Genomic DNA, 18,887 nt, shown 5'->3' with positions numbered 1-18,887 from the left:
GCCAAAGCCTGGTTAAGTTTCTCTGACGACCGACCGTTCACCAGACGACACAGCTGAGGTGCCACCGTGGTATTCCAGATGCCGGAACGCTCAGGGCCGGGTTTCCGGCGCAGGGTAGGCCCGCCCTCCCGGCGGGCGCGGGTGGCCCTGTTGACCCTGGGCGTGCTCGCGGTGCTGTTCCTGTTGTTCGTCATGTTCGCCGGGTTCTGGACGGACTGGCTGTGGTTCCGGTCGGTCCGCTACTCCTCGGTGTTCACCACCCAGCTGTGGACGAAGATCGGGCTGTTCGCGGTGTTCGGCCTGCTGATGGCGGTGATCGTCGGCTTCAACATCTGGCTGGCGCACCGGCTGCGGCCGCCGCTGTCGGCGATGTCGGTCGAGCAGCAGAGCCTGGACCGCTACCGGGCGGGCCTGGCGCCGTTCAAGCGCTGGGCGCTGATCGGCGTCTCGCTGGTGATCGGCCTGGTGGCGGGCGCCGCGGCCTCGGGCCAGTGGCGGACCTGGCTGATGTGGACGAACTCGACGTCCTTCGGTGAGAAGGACTCCCAGTTCGGCATGGACGTCTCGTTCTACGCCTTCGACCTGCCGTTCTACGAGTTCGTGCTGGGCTTCGCGTTCAGCGCGGTGATCGTCTCGCTGCTGACCTCGGCGCTGGTGCACTACCTGTACGGGGGGCTGCGGCTGCAGGGCCCGGGCCGGCGGGCGAGCGCGGGCGCGCAGGGGCACCTGGCGGTGCTGCTGGGCGTGTTCGTGCTGCTGAAGGCGGTGGCGTACTGGCTGGACCGGTACGCGCTGGCGGTGAAGACCGGCGGGTACAAGGGGGTGTCGGGCTGGACCGGCCTGCGTTACGTGGACGCCAACGCGTTCCTGCCGGCCAAGACGATCCTGTTCTTCGTCGCGATCATCTGCGCGGTGCTGTTCTTCCTGACGCCGGTCCGCCGCACCTGGGCGCCGGCCCTGATCGGGCTGGGGCTGATGGTGCTGTCGGCGGTGCTGATCGGCGGGCTGTACCCGGCGATCGTGCAGCAGTTCCAGGTCAAGCCGAACGAGCAGGCCAAGGAGACGCCGTACATCCAGAAGAACATCGACGCGACGCGGCAGGCGTACGGGATCGCGGACGCGCAGACGACCCCGTACAGCCCGCAGGGTTCGACCAGCGCGGAGGCGCTGAAGCCGGACGCGCAGACCGTCGCGGACATCCGGCTGCTGGACCCGAACATCGTCTCGCCGGCGTTCCAGTCGCTGGAGCAGCAGCGCAACTACTACGCCTTCCCGAACACGCTGGACGTCGACCGCTACGGCACCGGCTCGGGCAAGCAGGACACCGTGATCGGCCTGCGTGAGCTGGACCTCAACGGGGTGCAGCGCAACTGGATCAACGACCACTTCAAGTACACCCACGGCTACGGCGCGGTCGTCGCCAAGGGCAACCAGATCGACGACAAGGGCCAGCCGGTGTTCACCGAGTCGGGCCTGCCGGCGACCGGGGCGCTGGGCGACTACGAGCAGCGGATCTACTACGGCGAGAAGACGACGTCGTACTCGATCGTCGGCGGCTCGAACAAGGAGATCGACTACACCGACACCAAGTCCGGCCAGAACGTGGAGTACACGTACACCGGTGACAGCGGGGTGTCGCTGGACAACCCGCTCACCCGGGCCGCGTACGCGGTGCGCTTCGCCGAGCCGCAGATCCTGTACGCGGGGGCGATCACCGACGGCGCCAAGGTGATCTACAACCGCACGCCGAAGGAGCGGGTGGAGAAGGTCGCGCCGTGGCTGTCGATCGACGCCGACCCGTACCCGGTGGTGCAGGACGGCCGGGTCGTGTGGGTGGTGGACGGCTACACCACCTCGGACGGCTTCCCGTTCTCGTCGAAGACGACGCTGGGCACGGCGACCAAGGACTCGCTGACCAACCAGCGCGGTGAGCTGCTGGCCGTCGCCAACCAGGTCAACTACATCCGCAACTCGGTCAAGGCCACGGTGGACGCCTACACCGGCGAGGTGAAGCTCTACCAGTGGGACGAGCAGGACCCGGTGCTGAAGACCTGGATGAAGGCCTTCCCGGGCACCGTCGAGCCGAAGGCGGACATCCCGCAGTCGCTGCTGCCGCACCTGCGCTACCCGCAGGACATGTTCAAGGTGCAGCGCGACCTGCTCGGCCAGTACCACGTGACGGACGCCAACTCCTTCTTCAACGGCAGTGACATCTGGCAGGTCCCGGTGGACCCGACCAGTGACACCAAGCAGGTCCAGCCGCCGTACTACGTGACGGTGCGGATGCCGGACGCCGCCTCCGCGAGCTTCTCGCTGACCAGTACCTTCGTGCCCAACCAGCGGCCGAACCTGGCGGCGTTCATGGCGGTGGACTCGGATCCGGGGCCGGACTACGGGAAGATCCGCATCCTGAAGATGACGGGTGAGGGCGGCGCCCCCGGCCCGGGCCTGGTGCAGTCGAAGTTCAACTCCCGCCAGGAGGTGGCCAACCAGATCTACGCGCTGAAGAACGGTGACACCGAGCTGGAGTACGGCAACCTGCTGACCCTTCCGGTCGGCGGCGGGCTGCTGAACGTCGAGCCGGTGTACGTGCGCGGGCGCGGTGCCAAGTACCCGACGATGCAGAAGGTGCTGGCGGTCTACGGGGACGACAACGTGGCGTTCGAGAACACCCTGGAGGAGGCGCTGAAGAAGGTGTTCTCCGGGGCGCCGCCCGCGGTCACCCCGCCCGCGCCGTCCACGCCGGGCACCGGGGGCACGACGCCGACCTCCCCGGCGACGCCCGCGCCCACCGGGCAGGCCACTCCGGCGCCGGGCGGGACGATCTCGCCGGAGCTCCAGAAGGCGCTCTCGGACGCGGAGAAGGCGTACAACGACAGTCAGACCGCGTTCAAGAACGGTGACTGGGTGGCCTACGGCAACGCCCAGAAGGCGCTCGGCGACGCGCTGAAGGCGGCCGAGGCGGCCCGTGGCGGCGGCGCCCCGGCGGCCCCGACGGGAACGGCGACCCCGCCCGCCACGGGTTCCGGCTCGCCGAGCCCGCAACCGTAGCCGCTGAGCTGCGGTAACCGGTTTTTGCTCCACCCCGCGTCCGTGCTACGGTATGACCACCGACGCGGGGTGGAGCAGCTCGGTAGCTCGCTGGGCTCATAACCCAGAGGTCGCAGGTTCAAATCCTGTCCCCGCTACTCAGTGGGAGAGGCCCGGAGGATTCGTCCTCCGGGCCTCTTTCGTTTCCGTCCGGGGCCCTCTCGTTTCCGTGCTAAGGTTTAACCACCGACGCGGGGTGGAGCAGCTCGGTAGCTCGCTGGGCTCATAACCCAGAGGTCGCAGGTTCAAATCCTGTCCCCGCTACTCAGGGCAGAGGCCTGGAGGATTCGTCCTCCAGGCCTCTGGCGTTTTCCGGGCCCGTTCTCGCCCGTAAGCGGTGGGAACCGCTCCGGTACTATCGACCGTCGCCAAGGGAGACGGCAGCGGGGTTTGTGGGGTGGGAGTGTCGGGAAATCGACAAAGCGCCGAAGCAATTTCGTCGGCTTCGGGTCGGCCCCGCCGGAATTCGGCCGGGGCAGGTGCACGCGGGTAGCGGGTGATGCGACGATGGGACACGTGGGGGACGGTGCACGGCCGCTGACCGGCCGTCGGGTCCGGCGCCTCCCTCAGGAGTCCCCCCGGCCGCGGGCCGGGGCACGATGCCGCGACACTCTGGGGGAGCGGGAGTCGGCATGAGGCTGATCGGCAAGTCAGGCGCCAGGTCCGCGGCGGCCGTCGAGGCGGACACCGACGCCTGGGCGGAGAGCCCCGAGAGCCCCGACCTGCGCCCCGGAGCCCTGCCCGCCCAGCGCACCGGCGGACTGTCCGAGCGCCCCCAGGTCGGGGGCTCCGGGCCGGACAGCCTCGTCCACGTGTCGACCCGTCAGTTCTCCGCCGCCGTCGGCCCGTACGGGGGCGGGGCCGGAGGGCAGCCGCCCTCCGGCGCCGCGCTGGACCCGGCGGGCCTGGACCCGACCAGCTTCGAGACCGCGCTGGCCGCCCGGGAGTCCGCCGCGCTGGAGGCCCGGCACCGGCAGGCCGCCGACGGCGGCGACCCGGACGCCGCCTCCCGGCTCGGCACCCTGCTGCTGCGCCGCGGCGAGCTGGAGGAGGCCGAACCCTACCTGCGCGCCGCCGCGGCCGCCGGGGTGCGCGCGGCCGCCAACAACCTGGGCGTGCTGCTGCACCAGCAGGGCCACCGCGCCGAGGCCGGCCAGTGGTGGCGCCAGGCGGCGGTGGCGGGCAGCGCCCCGGCCGCGCACGCGCTCGGGCTGCAACTGCGCGACCAGGGCGAGGAGGAGGCCGCCGAGTACTGGCTGCACTTCGCCGCCGACCACGGACACCCGCTCGGCGCCTACGCGCTGGGCGACCTGATGGAGCACCGGCGCGACGTCCGCGCCGAGCGCTGGTTCAAGGTCTCCGCCGACGCCGGGCACCGCGAGGCCGCCTACCGGCTGGCCCGGATGCGCGAGGCCGCCGGGGACAAGGAGACCGCCGAGGCCTGGTACCGCACGGCCGCCGCCCGCAGCCACGCCCGCGCCGCGCTGCGCCTGGGCGTGCTGCTGGAGGAGCGCGCCCGCACCGACCAGTCGCTGCTGGACGAGGCCGCCCGCTGGTACCGGCAGTCCGCGCAGAACGGCGAGGCGCGCGCGGCCTGTTCGCTCGGCTTCCTGCTGCGCGACTCCGGGGACGTCGCGGCCGCCGCCGAGTGGTGGCAGGAGGCGGCGGAGGCCGGGGACGGCAACGCCGCCAACGCGCTCGGCGCCCTGCACGCGAGCCGGGGCGAGGCCAGGGAGGCCGAGCACTGGTACCGCACCGCCCTCGACGCGGGCGACCAGAACGGCGCCTTCAACCTCGGGCTGCTGTGCGCCGGCACCGGCCGCGAGCAGCAGGCCGAGCAGTGGTACCGCCGGGCCGCGTACGCCGGGCACCGGGAGGCCTGCAACGCGCTGGCCGTCGTGCTGCTGCAGCGCGGCGACGAGTCCGGCGCCCAGCCGTGGTTCTCCAAGGCCGCCGAGGCCGGCAGCGTGGACGGAGCCTTCAACCTCGGCGTGCTGCACGCCGGGCGCGGCGAGCACCGGCAGGCCCAGGAGTGGTACGCGCGGGCCGCCGCCGAGGGCCACGGCGAGGCCGCGCTGCAGCTGGCCGTCGCTCAGGAGCGGCGCGGCAACCTGGCCGGCGCGCTGGAGCGCTACCGGCAGGCGGCGGCCGGCGGCTCGGCGGAGGGCGCGTTCCGGCTGGCGTCGGTGCTGGACCGGCGCGGGGACGCGGACGCCGAGGCCGAGCACTGGTACGCGGTGGCGGCCGACGCCGGGCACCGGCGGGCGCAGGTGCGGATGGGCGTGCGGGCGGCGGAGCGCGGGGCGTTGGAGATCGCCGAGAGCTGGTACCGGCGGGCCGCCGAGGCGGGCAGCCGCAGTGCCGCGTTCAACCTGGGGCTGCTGCTGGCCCGTCAGGACAGCGAGGCGGAGGCGATGTTCTGGTACACCCGGGCCGCCGACGCCGGGCACGGGCGCGCCGCGCTGCGGCTGGCGCTGCTGGCGCTGCGCCGGGGCGAGCCGGTGCAGGCGGAGAACTGGTGCCGGCGGGCGATCGACCACGGGCCGGCCGAGGTGGCGGAGCGGGCCGGGCGGCTGCTGGGCGCGCTGAACGCCGAGCTGAGCGCCTAGCCGGGGCGGGGCGCGTGGCCGGGGCGGGGTGCGTGGCCGGGGCGGGGCGGGTCCGGGCGGGTCGGGGTCAGGGGCGACAGTCGGGGCACAGGCCGCGGTAGGTGACCTCGGCGGCGGTGACGGCGAAGCCGAAGCGCTCGGCGGCGGGGAGGGCGGCGAGCGGGTCCCCGTGCGGATGGACGTCGCGGATCGCGCCGCAGCCGGAGCAGACCAGGTGCTGGTGGGCGCGGTGGGCGTTGGGGTCGTAGCGCCTGGCGCGGCCGTCGGTGGCGACCTCCAGGACCTCGCCGAGGGCGACGAGTTCGCCGAGCGTGTTGTAGACGGTGGCGCGGCTGATCTCGGGCAGCCGGTCCGCGGCCCGGGCGTGCACCTCGTCGGCGGTGAGGTGGACGTGCTCGCCGTCCAGGACCTCGGCCACGACCCGGCGTTGCGAGGTCAGCCGCCAGCCTCTTCCGCGCAGTCTCTCCAGCAGGTCGCTCATGCATCCAGAGTAGGTCAGGCTCCGAGATTGGTTCCAGTGTTGACTTGGACAAAGTCCAAGTTAGGATCGTGTCATCACGATCGGATCCCTCGGAGGCACCCTTATGAGCACCCAGGACGAGCTGCGCCCGACCCTCACCACGGAGGCGGGTGCCCCCGTCGCCGACAACCAGAACACCGAGACCGCGGGCGTCGGCGGCCCGGCCCTGATCCAGGACCAGCTGCTGTTCGAGAAGCTCGCGCACTTCAACCGCGAGCGGATCCCGGAGCGCGTGGTGCACGCCCGCGGCGCCGGCGCGTACGGCACCTTCACGGTGACCGCCGACGTGACGCGCTGGACCCGGGCGGCCTTCCTCTCCGAGGTCGGCAAGCAGACCGAGACCTTCCTGCGCTTCTCCACCGTGGCCGGCAACCTCGGCGCGGCCGACGCGGTGCGCGACCCGCGCGGCTTCGCGCTGAAGTTCTACACCGAGGAGGGCAACTACGACCTCGTCGGCAACAACACCCCGGTGTTCTTCATCAAGGACGCCATCAAGTTCCCCGACTTCATCCACACCCAGAAGCGGGACCCGTACACCGGCTCGCAGGAGGCCGACAACGTCTGGGACTTCTGGGGCCTGTCGCCCGAGGCGACCCACCAGGTGACCTGGCTGTTCGGCGACCGCGGCATCCCGGCCGGCTACCGTCACATGAACGGCTACGGCTCGCACACCTACCAGTGGCAGAACGAGGCCGGCGAGTACTTCTGGGTCAAGTACCACTTCAAGACCGACCAGGGCATCCGCAACCTCACCCAGGCCGAGGCCAACCGGCTCGCCGGCGAGGACCCGGACAGCCACCAGCGCGACCTGCGCGAGTCGATCGAGCGCGGCGAGTACCCCAGCTGGACGGTGCAGGTCCAGATCATGCCGGCGGCCGACGCCGCGGCCTACCGCTTCAACCCCTTCGACCTCACCAAGGTCTGGCCGCACGCCGACTACCCGCCGATCGAGATCGGCCGGCTGGAGCTCAACCGCAACCCCGAGAACGTCTTCGCCGAGGTCGAGCAGTCGATCTTCTCGCCGTCGCACTTCGTGCCCGGCATCGGGCCGTCCCCGGACAAGATGCTCCAGGGCCGCCTGTTCGCCTACGCGGACGCCCACCGCTACCGGGTCGGCATCAACGCCGACCACCTGCCGGTGAACCGCCCGCACGCCACCGAGGCCCGCACCAACAGCCGCGACGGCCACCTGTACGACGGCCGCCACGGCCGCCAGAAGAACTACGAGCCGAACAGCTTCGGCGGCCCGGTGCAGACCGGCCGCCCGCTGTGGGCCGCCACCGCCGTCGACGGCCTCACCGGCACCCACGTCGCGCCCTCGCACGCCGAGGACGACGACTTCGTGCAGGCCGGCACCCTGTACCGGCTGTTCTCCGAGGACGAGAAGCAGCGGCTGATCGCCAACCTGGCCGGCTTCATCGCCAAGGTCTCCGCCGACCGCGAGGACATCGTGGAGCGGGCGATCGACAACTTCCGCAAGGCCGACGCCGACTACGGGCAGCGGCTGGAGGCGGCGGTCCGGGAGCTGCGCAAGCAGTAGCGCCGACCGGACCGGGAAAGCGGCGGGCCCGGTGACCAGCTCCCACTGGTCACCGGGCCCGCGACCACGTCCGGCGCGGTCGGCGCCTCCGGCCCGCTCAGACGGACAGGCGCCGCAGCGCCTCCTCGTGCAGCAGGCCGTTGGAGGCGACGGCGTCCGCGCCGCCGGGGCCGGGGACGCCGTCCAGGCCGGTGAAGCGGCCGCCGGCCTCCTGGACGATGACACAGGGCGCCGCCATGTCCCACAGCGACAGCTCGGGCTCGGCGGCGATGTCCACCGCGCCCTCGGCGACCATCATGTACGACCAGAAGTCGCCGTAGGCGCGGGTGCGCCAGCAGGCGCGGGTGAGGTCCAGGAACGGGTCGAGGCGGCCGCGCTCCTCCCAGCCGGTCAGCGAGGAGTACGAGAAGGACGCGTCCTCGATCCGGGAGACGCCGGAGACACCGATCCGGGAGGACTTGGTCAGGCTGCGGCCGGCGAACGCGCCCAGGCCCTCGGCGGCCCACCAGCGGCGCTGCAGCGCGGGGGCGGAGACGATGCCCACCACGGGGCGCTCGACGCCGTCCGGGCCGTCCTCCAGCAGGGCGATCAGGGTGGCCCAGACCGGGACGCCGCGGATGTAGTTCTTGGTGCCGTCGATCGGGTCGACCACCCAGCGGCGCGGGCCCGAGCCCTGGAGGCCGAACTCCTCGCCGAGGACGGCGTCGCGCGGGCGGGCGCGCTGGAGCACGCTGCGCACGAGCTCCTCGGCGGCCTTGTCGGCGTCGCTGACGGGGGTGAGGTCCGGCTTGGTCTCGATGGCCAGGTCGAGGGCGCGGAAGCGCTCCAGGGTGACCGAGTCGGCCGAGTCGGCGAGGACATGGGCGAGGCGGAGATCGTCGTGGTAGTCGGCCATGCCCGAAACCCTAGCTCAGTGAGCCGCCCGAGCCGGTCCGCCTCAGTGGGCGGTGCCGCTGAGCTGGAGGCCGATGACGCCGGCGATCACCAGGGAGATGGAGACCAGCTTGAGCACCGAGGTGGTCTCGTTCAGGAAGGCCATGCCGTAGATCGCGGTGCCGGCCGCGCCGATGCCGGTCCACACCGCGTAGGCGGGGCCGACCGGCAGGCTCTTCAGCGAGAGGGTGAGCAGCCCGAAGCTGCCGAGGGCGAACACGCAGAAGCTGATGGTGGGCCAGAGCCTGGTGAAGCCCTCGCTGAGCTTGAGGTTGATCGCGAAGCCGGTCTCCAGCAGGCCTGCCAGGACCACTAGGGCCCATGCCATCGCGTGCCCTCCCTGTCGATCGACGGACGGACCGCGCCCGGCCCGACGTTCCTATGATCGCCAGGCCGGCGCGCTCCGACACCTCGAACGGGCCACGAGCCCCGGGGAGGGCGCGGGATCAGTCGCCCTCGCGGGTCTCCTTGCTGGCCAGCAGCCGGCGCAGCGAGTACAGCCGGGCGGCCTCGGCGTGCCCGTCGGCGACCCAGGCGTCCAGGGCGCAGTCCGGTTCGTCGTGGCTGCACGCGCGCGGGCAGTCGACGGTGCCCGGCTCCAGGTCGGGGAAGGCGTGGATGACCCGGGACGGGTCGATGTGCGAGAGGCCGAAGGAGCGGAAACCGGGGGTGTCGATCACCCAGCCGGGGTTCAGCGCCTTCTTCGAGCCGGGCTTGGCGCCGGGCGGCGGGGGCAGCCGCAGCGCCAGCGCGGAGACGGTGGTGTGCCGGCCGCGTCCGGTGACGGCGTTGACCCGGCCGGTCTGCCGCTGGCGGTCCGGGACGAGCGCGTTGACCAGGGTGGTCTTGCCGACGCCGGAGTGGCCGATGAACACCGTGGACAGGCCGCGCAGGTGCTCGCGGACGGCCTCGGCGCCGGCGGTCTCCAGTTCGTCCCTACGGGTGACGACGTAGTTGATGCCCAGCGGCGCGTAGGACTCCAGCAGCGGGGCGGCCGGGGCCAGGTCGGCCTTGGTGAGCACCAGCAGCGGCTCCATGCCCGCGTCGTAGGCGGCGACCAGGCAGCGGTCGATCAGCCGGGGACGCGGCTCCGGGTCGGCCAGCGCGGTGACGATGGCCATCTGCTCGGCGTTGGCGACGACGATCCGCTCGTACGGGTCGTCGTCGTCCGCGGTGCGCCGCAGCACCGAGCTGCGCTCCTCGACCCGGACGATCCGGGCGAGGGTGTCGGCGTCCCCGGAGAGGTCGCCGACCAGGCTGACGGTGTCGCCCACGACCACGCCCTTGCGGCCCAGCTCGCGGGCCTTCATGGCGGTGACCTCGCGCTCCTGCTTCGTCCCCGGGTCGACCAGGCAGGTGAGCCGGCCGCGGTCGACGGTCAGCACCATCGCCTCGGCGGCGTCCTCGTGCTTGGGCCGGATCCTGGTCCGCGGCCGGGAGCCCCGGCGGGCCGGGCGGTTGCGGATGTCGTCCTCGTCGGCGTCCTTGCCGTAGCGGCGCATGTGCTCAGTCTCCGCTCAGGCGCCCGCCACCGCTTCGCCCCCGCCGAGCAGGTCCGCCCACATCTGCGGGAAGTCGGGCAGGGTCTTGGCGGTGGTGGCCACGTTCTCGACCTCGACACCGGGCACGGCGAGGCCGAGCACCGCGGCGGCGGTGGCGAGGCGGTGGTCCTCGTAGGTGTGGAAGACGCCGCCGTGCAGCGCGCGCGGGCGGATCCGCAGGCCGTCCTCGGTCTCGCTGACGTCGCCGCCGAGGTCGTTGATCTCCTTGGCGAGGGCGGCCAGCCGGTCGGTCTCGTGCAGGCGCAGGTGGGCGATGCCGTACAGGTGGGACTCGGAGTCGGCGAGCGCGGCGACCGCGGCGATCACCGGGGTGAGCTCGCCGACGTCGTGCAGGTCGGCCTCGATGCCGTGGATCCGGCCGGTGCCGGTGAACTGCAGGCCGTCCTCGGTGAACTCGCAGGCGCCGCCCATCGCGGTGTAGAGCTCGCGCAGCCGGTCGCCGGGCTGGGTGGTGTGCCGGGGCCAGTCGCGGACGGTGACCCGGCCGCCGGTGACCAGGGCGGCGGCGAAGAACGGCGCGGCGTTGGACAGGTCCGGCTCGACGACGAGGTCGCGGCCGAGCAGGGCGCCGGGGGTGACCCGCCAGACGTCCTTCTCGCCGCCGTCCTCGGGGGCGTCGACCTGGACGCCGGCCAGGCGCAGCATCTCGACCGTCATCCGGATGTGCGGCAGCGACGGCACCGGGCCGCCGACGTGCCGGACCTCGACGCCGTGGTTGTAGCGGGCGCCGGAGAGCAGCAGGGCGGAGACGAACTGGGAGGAGGCGGAGGCGTCGAGCTCGACCGGGCCGCCGTCGAGGCCGCCGGTGCCGTGGACGGTGAGCGGGAAGGAGCCGCGGCCGCCGTCCTCGATGCGGGCGCCGAGTGCCCGCAGGGCGTCGATCACGCCGTGCTGGGGGCGCTCGTGGCTGCGCGGGTCGCCGTCGAAGTGCACCGGGCCGTCGGCGAGGGCGGCGAGCGGGGGCAGGAAGCGCATCACGGTGCCGGCGTTGCCGACGTCGACGGAGGCGGGGCCGCGCAGCACGGGGGCGGGGATGATCCGCCAGGCCTCGCCGCCGCCGAGGCCGCCGGAGTCGTTGTTGACCTTCTCCTCGATGGTGACCCCGAGGGCGCGCAGGCCGTCGGCCATCAGCTGGGAGTCGCGGCTGCGCAGCGGGCGGCGCACCCAGCCGGGCCCGTCGGCGAGTGCCGCCAGCACCAGGGCCCGGTTGGTGACCGACTTGGAGCCGGGGATGGTGACGGTGGCGTCGACGGGGGCGGTGGCGACGGGGGCGGGCCACAGGGTCTCGGTCATGTGGCAAGTCTAGGGGCCGTACCGGAACGACCTCCGCGACGGCCGCATGGTGAAACCCGGGCGGGGGCGCGGGCCGGGTGCGGGGGCGCCGGCTCAGTGCAGCGGCTGGAGGAGCCAGCCGGCGCCGAGGGCGAGGCTGGCGAGGGCGATGAGCAGGAAGACGGTGACCCAGGCGAGGGCGGGGACGTGGGTGAGCCGGGCGAGCTGGTCGGCGTCGGAGTCGCGGGCCCAGCCGGTGCGGCGCTGGTGCTGGAGCTCCAGGACCGGGCGGACGGCGCCGAACAGCAGGAACCAGCAGCCGAGGTAGGCGAAGCCGGCCTGGACCTGGGCGCTGCCGAACCAGGAGACCAGGAAGAAGGCGCCGCCGGCGACCAGGACGGTGAAGAGCCCGTAGGCGTTGCGGATGCGGATCAGCAGGGCCAGCAGCAGGACGACGGCCAGCCACAGCAGCAGGGTGATCCGGTCGGCGGCGAGCAGGGCGGCGCAGCCGAGGCCGAGCAGGGCGGGGGCGGTGTAGCCGGCGGCGGCGGTGAGGACCATGCCGGGGCCGGTGGGGCGGCCGTAGGACAGGGTGAGGCCGGAGGTGTCGGAGTGCAGCCGGATGCCGGCGAGCTTGCGGCCGGTGGCGAGCGCGGCGAGGCCGTGGCCGCCCTCGTGGGCGATGGTGACGGCGTTGCGGGCGACGTGCCAGACCGGGCGGGCGAGGACGGCGAGCAGGGCCGCGGCGCCGGTGGCCAGGACCAGCCAGCCGGGTGGCGCGGCCTGGGTCCCGGTGACCTGGTCCCACAGTGCGCTGAAGTTCTGTCCGTCGGCACTCATGCGCCTCCTCGCCTCCGTCCGTTGCGTTGGGCCGTTCGGGGCAGCCTCCCATGCCGGGACGGCGGGACGGGAGCGGGCGGTTCTCGTCGGGGGATGAGGAAGTGGTGAGGAAGGGCGGCATGGCAAGCTGGCCCGCATGTGCGGTCGCTTCGCAGCCAGCAGCAAGCCCGAGGACCTCGTCGAGCTGTTCGACGTGGAGTACTGGGACCCCGAGGAGACGCTGGACCCGAACTGGAACGTGGCGCCGACCAACAGCGCGTTCGTGGTGCTGGAGCGGCTGTCGAAGGAGGAGGCCCGGCCGGTGCGGCAGCTGCGGGCGCTGCGCTGGGGGCTGGTGCCGCAGTGGTCGGACTCGGCCGGGACGGCGGTGAAGATGATCAACGCCCGGTCGGACACGGTGCACGAGAAGCCCGCGTACCGGCAGGCCTTCGCCTCGCGCCGGTGCATCCTGCCGGTGGACGGCTACTACGAGTGGCAGACGGTGCCGGGCGAGCGGGGCAAGGCCCGCAAGAAGCCGTTCTTCGTGTCCCGGGCGGACGGGGAGCCGCTGGCGCTGGCGGGGCTGTACGAGTTCTGGCGCGACCGGGCGGTGCCGCCGCAGGACCCGCGGGCGTGGCTGGTGACCTTCGCCGTGGTCACCACGGACGCCGAGGAGGTGCTGGCGCCGATCCACGAGCGGATGCCGCTGTTCCTGGACCGGGACTCCTGGGGGGAGTGGCTGGATCCGGGGTCGAGCGACCCGGACGAGCTGCGCCGGCTGCTGGTGCCCCCGGCGCCGGGCGCGCTGCTGGCCACGCCGGTGTCGCCGGCGGTCGGCAGCATCCGCAACAACGGCCCGGAGCTCAAGGAGTCGTGGACCGAGGCCGAGTACGAGACCACCCTGTTCTGACGTCGTCCCCGTTGCGACGCCGTCGCGCACTTCCTGCCTGGAGCCGCCGAGATGACCACCACCGAACTCGTGTCCACCGGGGCCGGCGAGGCCCGGATCACCCTCCACGGGGCGGTCGCTCCGAAGGCCGTGCTGGCGCTCGGGCACGGCGCCGGCGGCGGGATCGAGGCCCGGGACCTGGTGGCGCTGGCGCGGGCGCTGCCGCCGCGCGGGATCTCCGTGGCGCTGGTCGAGCAGCCCTGGCGGGTGGCGGGCAGGAGGCTCGGCCCGGCGCCGAAGACGCTGGACGTGGGCTGGCGGCCGGTCGCGGAGCACCTGGTCGGGCAGGGGCTGCCGCTGGTGGTCGGCGGGCGCAGTGCCGGGGCGCGGGTGGCCTGCCGCACGGGTGCGGCGACCGGCGCGGTGGGGGTGGTGGCGCTGGCGTTCCCGCTGCATCCGCCGGGCAGGCCGGAGAAGAGCCGGGCGGAGGAGCTGCTGGAGTCGGGGCTGCCGACGCTGGTGGTGCAGGGCGCGTCGGACCCGTTCGGCGGGCCGGAGGAGTTCCCGGCGCTGCCCGGGGGGCACGAGCTGGTGGCGCTGCCGTACGGCAATCACGGCTTCGAGGTGCCCAGGCGGGCGCCGGTGGGGCAGGACGAGGTGCTGGGGCTGATCTGTTCGGCGGTGGGGGACTGGGTGCTGCGGCTGGTGTGAGCGGTGCGGCCCGGGTGCGGCCCGCTTCCGCTCGCTCACCCGTGCGAGTGAATGGCCGGCGGGGGCGGGAATGCGGGCGCGGTCCTCGTGGTTGACGCCATCGTCAGCACGAGTCACGGGGTGAGAGGCAGGGCAGATGGGTTCGATCGCGTGCCCGGAACGGCCTGAGGAGCGCGAGGCCGCTGTGGCGTTCGCTCCGTCCTGGTCGGAGTGGCTTGACGCGGGCGAGAAGCCCGTCAGCCCGATATCCTCCATTTCGGGACGTCCCGCGGTGGGGCGCGCCCGTCATGCCGAGGAGGTGGGTCCGGTCGTCGGGACCGAGCACGAGGCCGAGCCGGGCCGTGGCCCGGACGAGGCCCTGCCTGCGGGTGAGGCGCTCACCGGTGAGGAGCTGGCCGAGGCGATCGGTGAGGACACCTTCCGTGTGTCGGCGGAGGAGAGCGAGGAGGCCCGGCGGGAGCGCTTCGAGCGCGACGCCCTGGGCTACCTGGATCCGATGTACTCGGCGGCGCTGCGCATGACGCGCAACCCGGCGGACGCGGAGGACCTGCTCCAGGAGGCGTTCGCCAAGGCGTACGCGTCCTTCCACCAGTTCCGTGAGGGGACGAACCTCAAGGCCTGGCTGTACCGCATCCTCACCAACACGTTCATCAACTCGTACCGCAAGAAGCAGCGCGAGCCCCAGCGCACGGCGGCGGAGGAGATCGAGGACTGGCAGCTGGCCCGCGCCGAGTCGCACATGTCGACCGGTCTGCGCTCGGCCGAGACCCAGGCGCTCGACCACCTTCCCGACAGCGATGTGAAGGACGCGCTCCAGGCCATCCCGGAGGAATTCCGGATCGCCGTCTATCTCGCGGACGTAGAAGGCTTTGCGTACAAGGAGATCGCGGACATCATGGGTACTCCCATCGGTACGGTGATGTCCCGACTGCACCGCGGCCGCCGTCAGTTGCGCGGCATGCTGGAGGATTACGCCCGCGAGCGCGGGCTGGTCCCGGCCGGCAGCGGGGCAGGGCAGGAAGCGAAGGGCTCGGGCTCATGAGCTGCGGCGATCCGCACGAAACCGAGTGTGGCGAGGTCCTCGACCACCTCTATGAATTCCTCGACAACGAGATGCCCGAGGGCGACTGCGCCAAGCTGCGCGTGCACTTCGAGGAGTGCTCGCCCTGCTTGAAGCAGTACGGGCTGGAGCAGGCGATCAAGGCGTTGATCAAGCGCTCCTGCGGCTGCGACGACACCCCGGTCGACCTGCGGAGCAAGGTGCTGGCCAGGATCGACTCGATCCGGGCGGGGCAGCGCTCGGGCGAGCCGGTGGTGGTCGCCGTCGAGGCCTCGGTCGAGATCCACACCGAGTCCGCCCGTCCGGCGCCCAAGGCCGCCGAGGCCGTGGAGGCGGTCGAGTCCGCGGGCTCGGCCCGGGAGCCGGCCGTGCGCCCCGGCGCGCCGGTCGAGGCCGGGGCCCCGGCGGAGTGAGCGGCCGGGCGCGGTAGCCGAACGGTCGAGAGGCTGTTCGGGGACGGTCCGGGCAGGGAGTTCAGCGGCCCCGGGAGCATGCGCTCCCGGGGCCGCTCCCGTTCTGCACACATGCGCCGTCATTCGATCGAGTGACTTGGCGGTGCGCCAACTGCGCCATTGCGCCATCATGCGTCCCCGTGCCCGGACGGCGGCCTATCCTCCTGACGAACAATCACCGTCGGTCGCCCCGGCGCGTGGAGGCGGCACGGGGCCCGGAGCGCGGGGAGGTCGAGATCGCTACCGACAGTGGAGGCGCGACCCTGCCGCGGGGAGCGGCGCGCTACCTGGTGGCCGTCCCGGTGACGGCGCTGTGCTGCCTGCTGCCGATGCTGCCCGACGCGGCCGCCCCCGGGCTGCCGGGCTGGCTCGGTCACCCGGTGGACTGGCCCAAGGTCGGACTGCTGGCCTTCCTGCACGGCTGCTGGGAGTCGCTCGCCCAGGGCCTGCCGACCCCCTGCCTGCTCCTGGCGCGCCGACTGCTGCGCCGCCCGGCCCCCGCCGAACAGGTGCCCGCCCGGCCCGGGGTGAACGCCTTCTTCCCGGTGCTGTTCGCCGGGGTGCTGATGCTCCCGCCGGCCGCCGCCACCCTGGTCGCCGCCCCGGGCGCGCTGTTCGGCGGCCCGACCGGGCCCGGCTGCCGCCGCCGCCAGCTGTTCAACGGTTCCCAGCTCGCGCTGTGCGCCTTCGCCTCCTCGGTCGTCTTCCACCTGCTGCACGGCCCGCAGCTGCTGCTCGGCTCCCGCTTCCCGGCCGCGCTGCTGCCCGGCTTCGCCGCCGTCGTCGCGTTCTGCCTGGTCAACGGCGTGCTGGTGGGAGTGATGGTGATGCTCAGCGAGGGCCGCCGGGCCGGCACGGTGCTGCGAGGGGCCTGCTCGGTGTGTGGACTGCCGGTGCTGGTGCACGCCGCCGGCGGACTGATGGTCGCGGTGCTCTGGCAGGGCCCGTACGGGGCGTTCGCCGCGCTGCTGGCGCTGCTGCCGCTGTCCATCTCGGCCTGGGTGTTCGCCCAGGGCCAGCGCGAGCGGGACGCCCACCAGGCCACCGTGCAGTCGCTGGTGCAGGCCGTGGAGATCAAGGACTCGTACACCCGCGGGCACAGCGAACGGGTCGGCCGGGCCTCGGTCCTGATCGCCACTCAGCTCGGCATGGAGGCCGAACGGCTGCGCACCCTGCGCTTCGCCGGGATCCTGCACGACGTCGGCAAGCTCGGGGTGGCCACCGAACTGCTGCGCAGAAACGGTCCCCTCAGCGAGGACGAGCGCCGGGCGGTGGAAATCCACCCGGTGTACGGGTACGAGCTGGTGCGCGGGATCGACTTCCTCGGCGAGGCGCACGCCGGGATCCTGCACCACCACGAACGGATGGACGGGCGCGGCTACCCGAACGGGCTGGCCGGCGAGCGGATCCCCGAGTTCGCCCGGATCATCTCGGTCGCCGACGCCTTCGACTCGATGACCTCCACCCGCTCCTACCGGCGCGGCCGCCCGGTCGCCGAGGCGGTGGCCGAACTGGAGCGCTGCTCGGGCAGCCAGTTCGACCCGGTGATGGTGCGGGCGCTGATCGACGCGCTGGCCGGGCACGACTGGCAGCCGGTGGTGCACTCCGAGGACTGCGTGCGGGCCGTCCCGGACATCCCGCTCGGGGTGCCCGAGCCGGTGCGGGCCGCGCCCGGCCGGGTGCCCGACCAGGGCGGGACCGTCCCCGCGGCCGGGCAGCCGTGAGGCGGCCCGGGCGTGCGGGGGCCGCGCACGGGGATGCTCGTGCGGCCGGCCCTGGCGGCCCTGCCGGTTCCGCGGGGCCCGTTGGTTCCGCGGATTCTGCCGGTTCCGCCGGTTCGGCGCGCGGGCGCACCACCCGGGTGATGCACGCGGCCGCCGCCGCGCTGCTGGTGGGCGCCCTCGGCGCGGTCGCGGTGCGCGGGGTGGCCGAGCCGGGGGTCGCACTGGCGTTCACCGCGCTGATCGGGCTCGGCGAGTGCGTCCGGATCACCCTCCCGGGGGACCGCGAACAGGCGCCCATCGGTGCGGCCGGCGCGCTGGCGTACGCCCTGCTCGGGCCGTTGCGCGGGGTGCCGACCGCGCACGGGACGCTTCAGGTGGTCGCGGTGACCGGGATCGGCCTGCTGCTGGGCTGGCTGCCCGGCCTCGCCCTGCCGCACCGCCCCGGCTGCCCGCACCGGCGCCGCCCCTGGGCCGACCCGGCCCGCCGCGACAGCGCCGCCCGCCGGCTGCTCGCGGTCGGCTTCGCGGCCGCCGTCTTCCAGCCGCTCTACACCGGTGGCCTGGTCGACCGCTTCTCGCCGGAGGGCCCCGCGTACGGGGCGTTCCTGACCGCCGTCGCCGCGCTGGCCGCGCTGTGCGACGCCACCCTGGCGGCGCTGCTGCGGTGCGACCGGTCCCGCCGGCGGCCTCCGGTCGTCCGGCCGTCCGTCGTCCGGTCGTCCGTCGTCCGGTCGGGGTGGCGGCGGGCGCGCGGGAGGGAGGCCGCGGGCCCGGAGGGCGGGCTGCGGTTCCCGGCGGCGCTGGAGGACGAGCTGCGCTCGCTGTTCGGGATCGGCTCGGCGATCGTCGCCACCGGGATGCTGGTCAGCCTCGCGGCCGGCGAGGTCGGGCTGTGGGCGCTGCCGGTGTTCTGCGCCCCGCTGCTGCTCGCCCAGGTGTCCTTCCGGCGGGCCGCGGCCGTCCGCGCCACCACCGGGCAGACCATCGCCAGCCTCGCCCGGGCCACCGAGGTGGCCGGCTACACCCCGCACGGGCACGCGCGCAGGGTCGCGGACACGGCGTGCGCGCTCGGCCGCGAGCTGGGTCTGGGCACCCGCGAGCTCGCTCTGCTGGAGTACGCGGCGCTGATGCACGACGTCGGCCAGCTGTCCCTGGTCGAACCGGTGCCGGACGGCGCCACCGCGCTGCTGCCCCACGCCGAGCAGCAGCGCATCGCCCGCCTGGGCAGCGAGGTGATCAGCCGCACCGGGGTGCCCCGGCAGGTCGCCGAGCAGGTCGCCCGGCTGGCCGACCCCTGCGCCGGAGCGGTCGGCTGCGAGCGGCCGGTGCCGCTCGCGGCCCGGATCATCCGGGTCGCCAACGCCCACGACGACCTGCTGACCGCGGCCCGCGGCCGGGGCCTCGGCGAGGCGGTCGGGCGGCTGGAGGCGCTGGAGCTGCTGCGACTGGGGCGCGGACGGGTCTACGACGCCCGGGTGGTGGACGCGCTGGCCCGGGTCGGCGGCCAGGCCCGGGACTGACTCCCGGGGGCCGGCGAGGCGGGCCTCCCGGGCACCGCTCCCCGGCAGGGGTTGAGGAGGCGCGCTCCGGCGGGCAGGCTGGGGAGGGGCGGGCCCCAACCTCGGCGGTGGGGAGCGCGGGCGGGGGCGGGCGTGGTTGGATGCGGTCGTAGCGTGGAACACCGACCCGGGACACCGGGACCGGCA

Annotated in this window: 15 protein-coding genes and 2 tRNA genes; 11 read left to right on the top strand and 6 right to left on the bottom strand. The window is 73.7% G+C overall.

Annotation, left to right across the window (positions count from 1 at the left end):
* Window positions 1-78 precede the first annotated feature (78 nt).
* The 4 genes from RZ50_RS04425 to RZ50_RS04410 all read left to right on the top strand — a co-directional run bounded on the left by RZ50_RS04425 (window position 79) and on the right by RZ50_RS04410 (window position 5,699).
* The gene (locus tag RZ50_RS04425) at window positions 79-3,051 is read left to right on the top strand and encodes a UPF0182 family protein (protein WP_196950884.1); all 2,973 of its coding nucleotides are present in this window, start codon (window positions 79-81) and stop codon (window positions 3,049-3,051) included.
* Window positions 3,052-3,114: 63 nt separating this feature from the next.
* Window positions 3,115-3,188, top strand: a tRNA-Met gene (locus tag RZ50_RS04420).
* Between the two features lie 92 nt (window positions 3,189-3,280).
* Window positions 3,281-3,354 (top strand) — tRNA-Met (locus RZ50_RS04415).
* Window positions 3,355-3,722: 368 nt separating this feature from the next.
* The gene (locus tag RZ50_RS04410; protein WP_254801976.1) at window positions 3,723-5,699 is read left to right on the top strand and encodes a tetratricopeptide repeat protein; all 1,977 of its coding nucleotides are present in this window, start codon (window positions 3,723-3,725) and stop codon (window positions 5,697-5,699) included.
* 67 nt (window positions 5,700-5,766) lie between these two features.
* Here RZ50_RS04410 and RZ50_RS04405 read toward each other — a convergent pair whose 3' ends face one another.
* A complete protein-coding gene (locus RZ50_RS04405; RefSeq protein WP_196950883.1) occupies window positions 5,767-6,180 on the bottom strand; it encodes a Fur family transcriptional regulator in 414 nt (137 codons plus the stop codon).
* Between the two features lie 103 nt (window positions 6,181-6,283).
* Here RZ50_RS04405 and RZ50_RS04400 point away from each other — a divergent pair, with 103 nt between their 5' ends.
* On the top strand, window positions 6,284-7,759 hold the full coding sequence (locus tag RZ50_RS04400) for a catalase (RefSeq protein ID WP_196950882.1): 1,476 nt from the start codon (window positions 6,284-6,286) through the stop codon (window positions 7,757-7,759).
* 97 nt (window positions 7,760-7,856) lie between these two features.
* Here RZ50_RS04400 and hisN read toward each other — a convergent pair whose 3' ends face one another.
* The 5 genes from hisN to RZ50_RS04375 all read right to left on the bottom strand — a co-directional run bounded on the left by hisN (window position 7,857) and on the right by RZ50_RS04375 (window position 12,366).
* On the bottom strand, window positions 7,857-8,654 hold the full coding sequence (gene hisN, locus RZ50_RS04395) for a histidinol-phosphatase (RefSeq protein ID WP_196950881.1): 798 nt from the start codon (window positions 8,652-8,654) through the stop codon (window positions 7,857-7,859).
* Window positions 8,655-8,696: 42 nt separating this feature from the next.
* A complete protein-coding gene (locus RZ50_RS04390; RefSeq protein WP_196950880.1) occupies window positions 8,697-9,020 on the bottom strand; it encodes a multidrug efflux SMR transporter in 324 nt (107 codons plus the stop codon).
* Between the two features lie 118 nt (window positions 9,021-9,138).
* The gene (gene rsgA / locus RZ50_RS04385; protein WP_196950879.1) at window positions 9,139-10,194 is read right to left on the bottom strand and encodes a ribosome small subunit-dependent GTPase A; all 1,056 of its coding nucleotides are present in this window, start codon (window positions 10,192-10,194) and stop codon (window positions 9,139-9,141) included.
* Between the two features lie 15 nt (window positions 10,195-10,209).
* The gene (aroA, locus tag RZ50_RS04380; RefSeq protein ID WP_196950878.1) at window positions 10,210-11,547 is read right to left on the bottom strand and encodes a 3-phosphoshikimate 1-carboxyvinyltransferase; all 1,338 of its coding nucleotides are present in this window, start codon (window positions 11,545-11,547) and stop codon (window positions 10,210-10,212) included.
* Window positions 11,548-11,640: 93 nt separating this feature from the next.
* On the bottom strand, window positions 11,641-12,366 hold the full coding sequence (locus RZ50_RS04375) for a M50 family metallopeptidase (protein WP_196950877.1): 726 nt from the start codon (window positions 12,364-12,366) through the stop codon (window positions 11,641-11,643).
* Window positions 12,367-12,502: 136 nt separating this feature from the next.
* Between RZ50_RS04375 and RZ50_RS04370 the strand changes: the two genes are divergently transcribed.
* The 6 genes from RZ50_RS04370 (at window position 12,503) to RZ50_RS04345 (ending at window position 18,701) form a co-directional block, all read left to right on the top strand.
* The gene (locus tag RZ50_RS04370) at window positions 12,503-13,255 is read left to right on the top strand and encodes an SOS response-associated peptidase (RefSeq protein WP_196950876.1); all 753 of its coding nucleotides are present in this window, start codon (window positions 12,503-12,505) and stop codon (window positions 13,253-13,255) included.
* A gap of 51 nt (window positions 13,256-13,306) precedes the next feature.
* Window positions 13,307-13,945 carry an alpha/beta family hydrolase gene (locus tag RZ50_RS04365; protein ID WP_196950875.1) on the top strand — a complete coding sequence of 213 codons (639 nt, stop codon included), beginning with the start codon at window positions 13,307-13,309 and terminating at the stop codon, window positions 13,943-13,945.
* A 298-nt stretch (window positions 13,946-14,243) separates the two neighbouring features.
* Entirely contained in the window at window positions 14,244-14,987 is a 744-nt protein-coding gene (locus RZ50_RS04360; protein WP_374199896.1) for a sigma-70 family RNA polymerase sigma factor, read from the top strand.
* Complete coding sequence (gene rsrA, locus RZ50_RS04355) at window positions 14,984-15,418, top strand: mycothiol system anti-sigma-R factor (protein WP_196950874.1); 435 nt, start codon at window positions 14,984-14,986, stop codon at window positions 15,416-15,418. The genes RZ50_RS04360 and rsrA overlap by 4 nt, the downstream gene beginning before the upstream one ends.
* Before the next feature lie 368 nt (window positions 15,419-15,786).
* Window positions 15,787-17,181 carry an HD-GYP domain-containing protein gene (locus tag RZ50_RS04350; protein ID WP_196950898.1) on the top strand — a complete coding sequence of 465 codons (1,395 nt, stop codon included), beginning with the start codon at window positions 15,787-15,789 and terminating at the stop codon, window positions 17,179-17,181.
* Window positions 17,182-17,321: 140 nt separating this feature from the next.
* A complete protein-coding gene (locus tag RZ50_RS04345) occupies window positions 17,322-18,701 on the top strand; it encodes an HD domain-containing protein (protein WP_196950873.1) in 1,380 nt (459 codons plus the stop codon).
* Window positions 18,702-18,887 lie beyond the last annotated feature (186 nt).

This window comes from Kitasatospora sp. SUK 42, from assembly GCF_015776785.2.
In the GTDB taxonomy this organism is placed as follows: Bacteria; Actinomycetota; Actinomycetes; order Streptomycetales; family Streptomycetaceae; genus Kitasatospora.
Note: the sequence above shows the minus strand (reverse complement) of the source record. Positions and strands in the feature narration are given on the sequence as shown.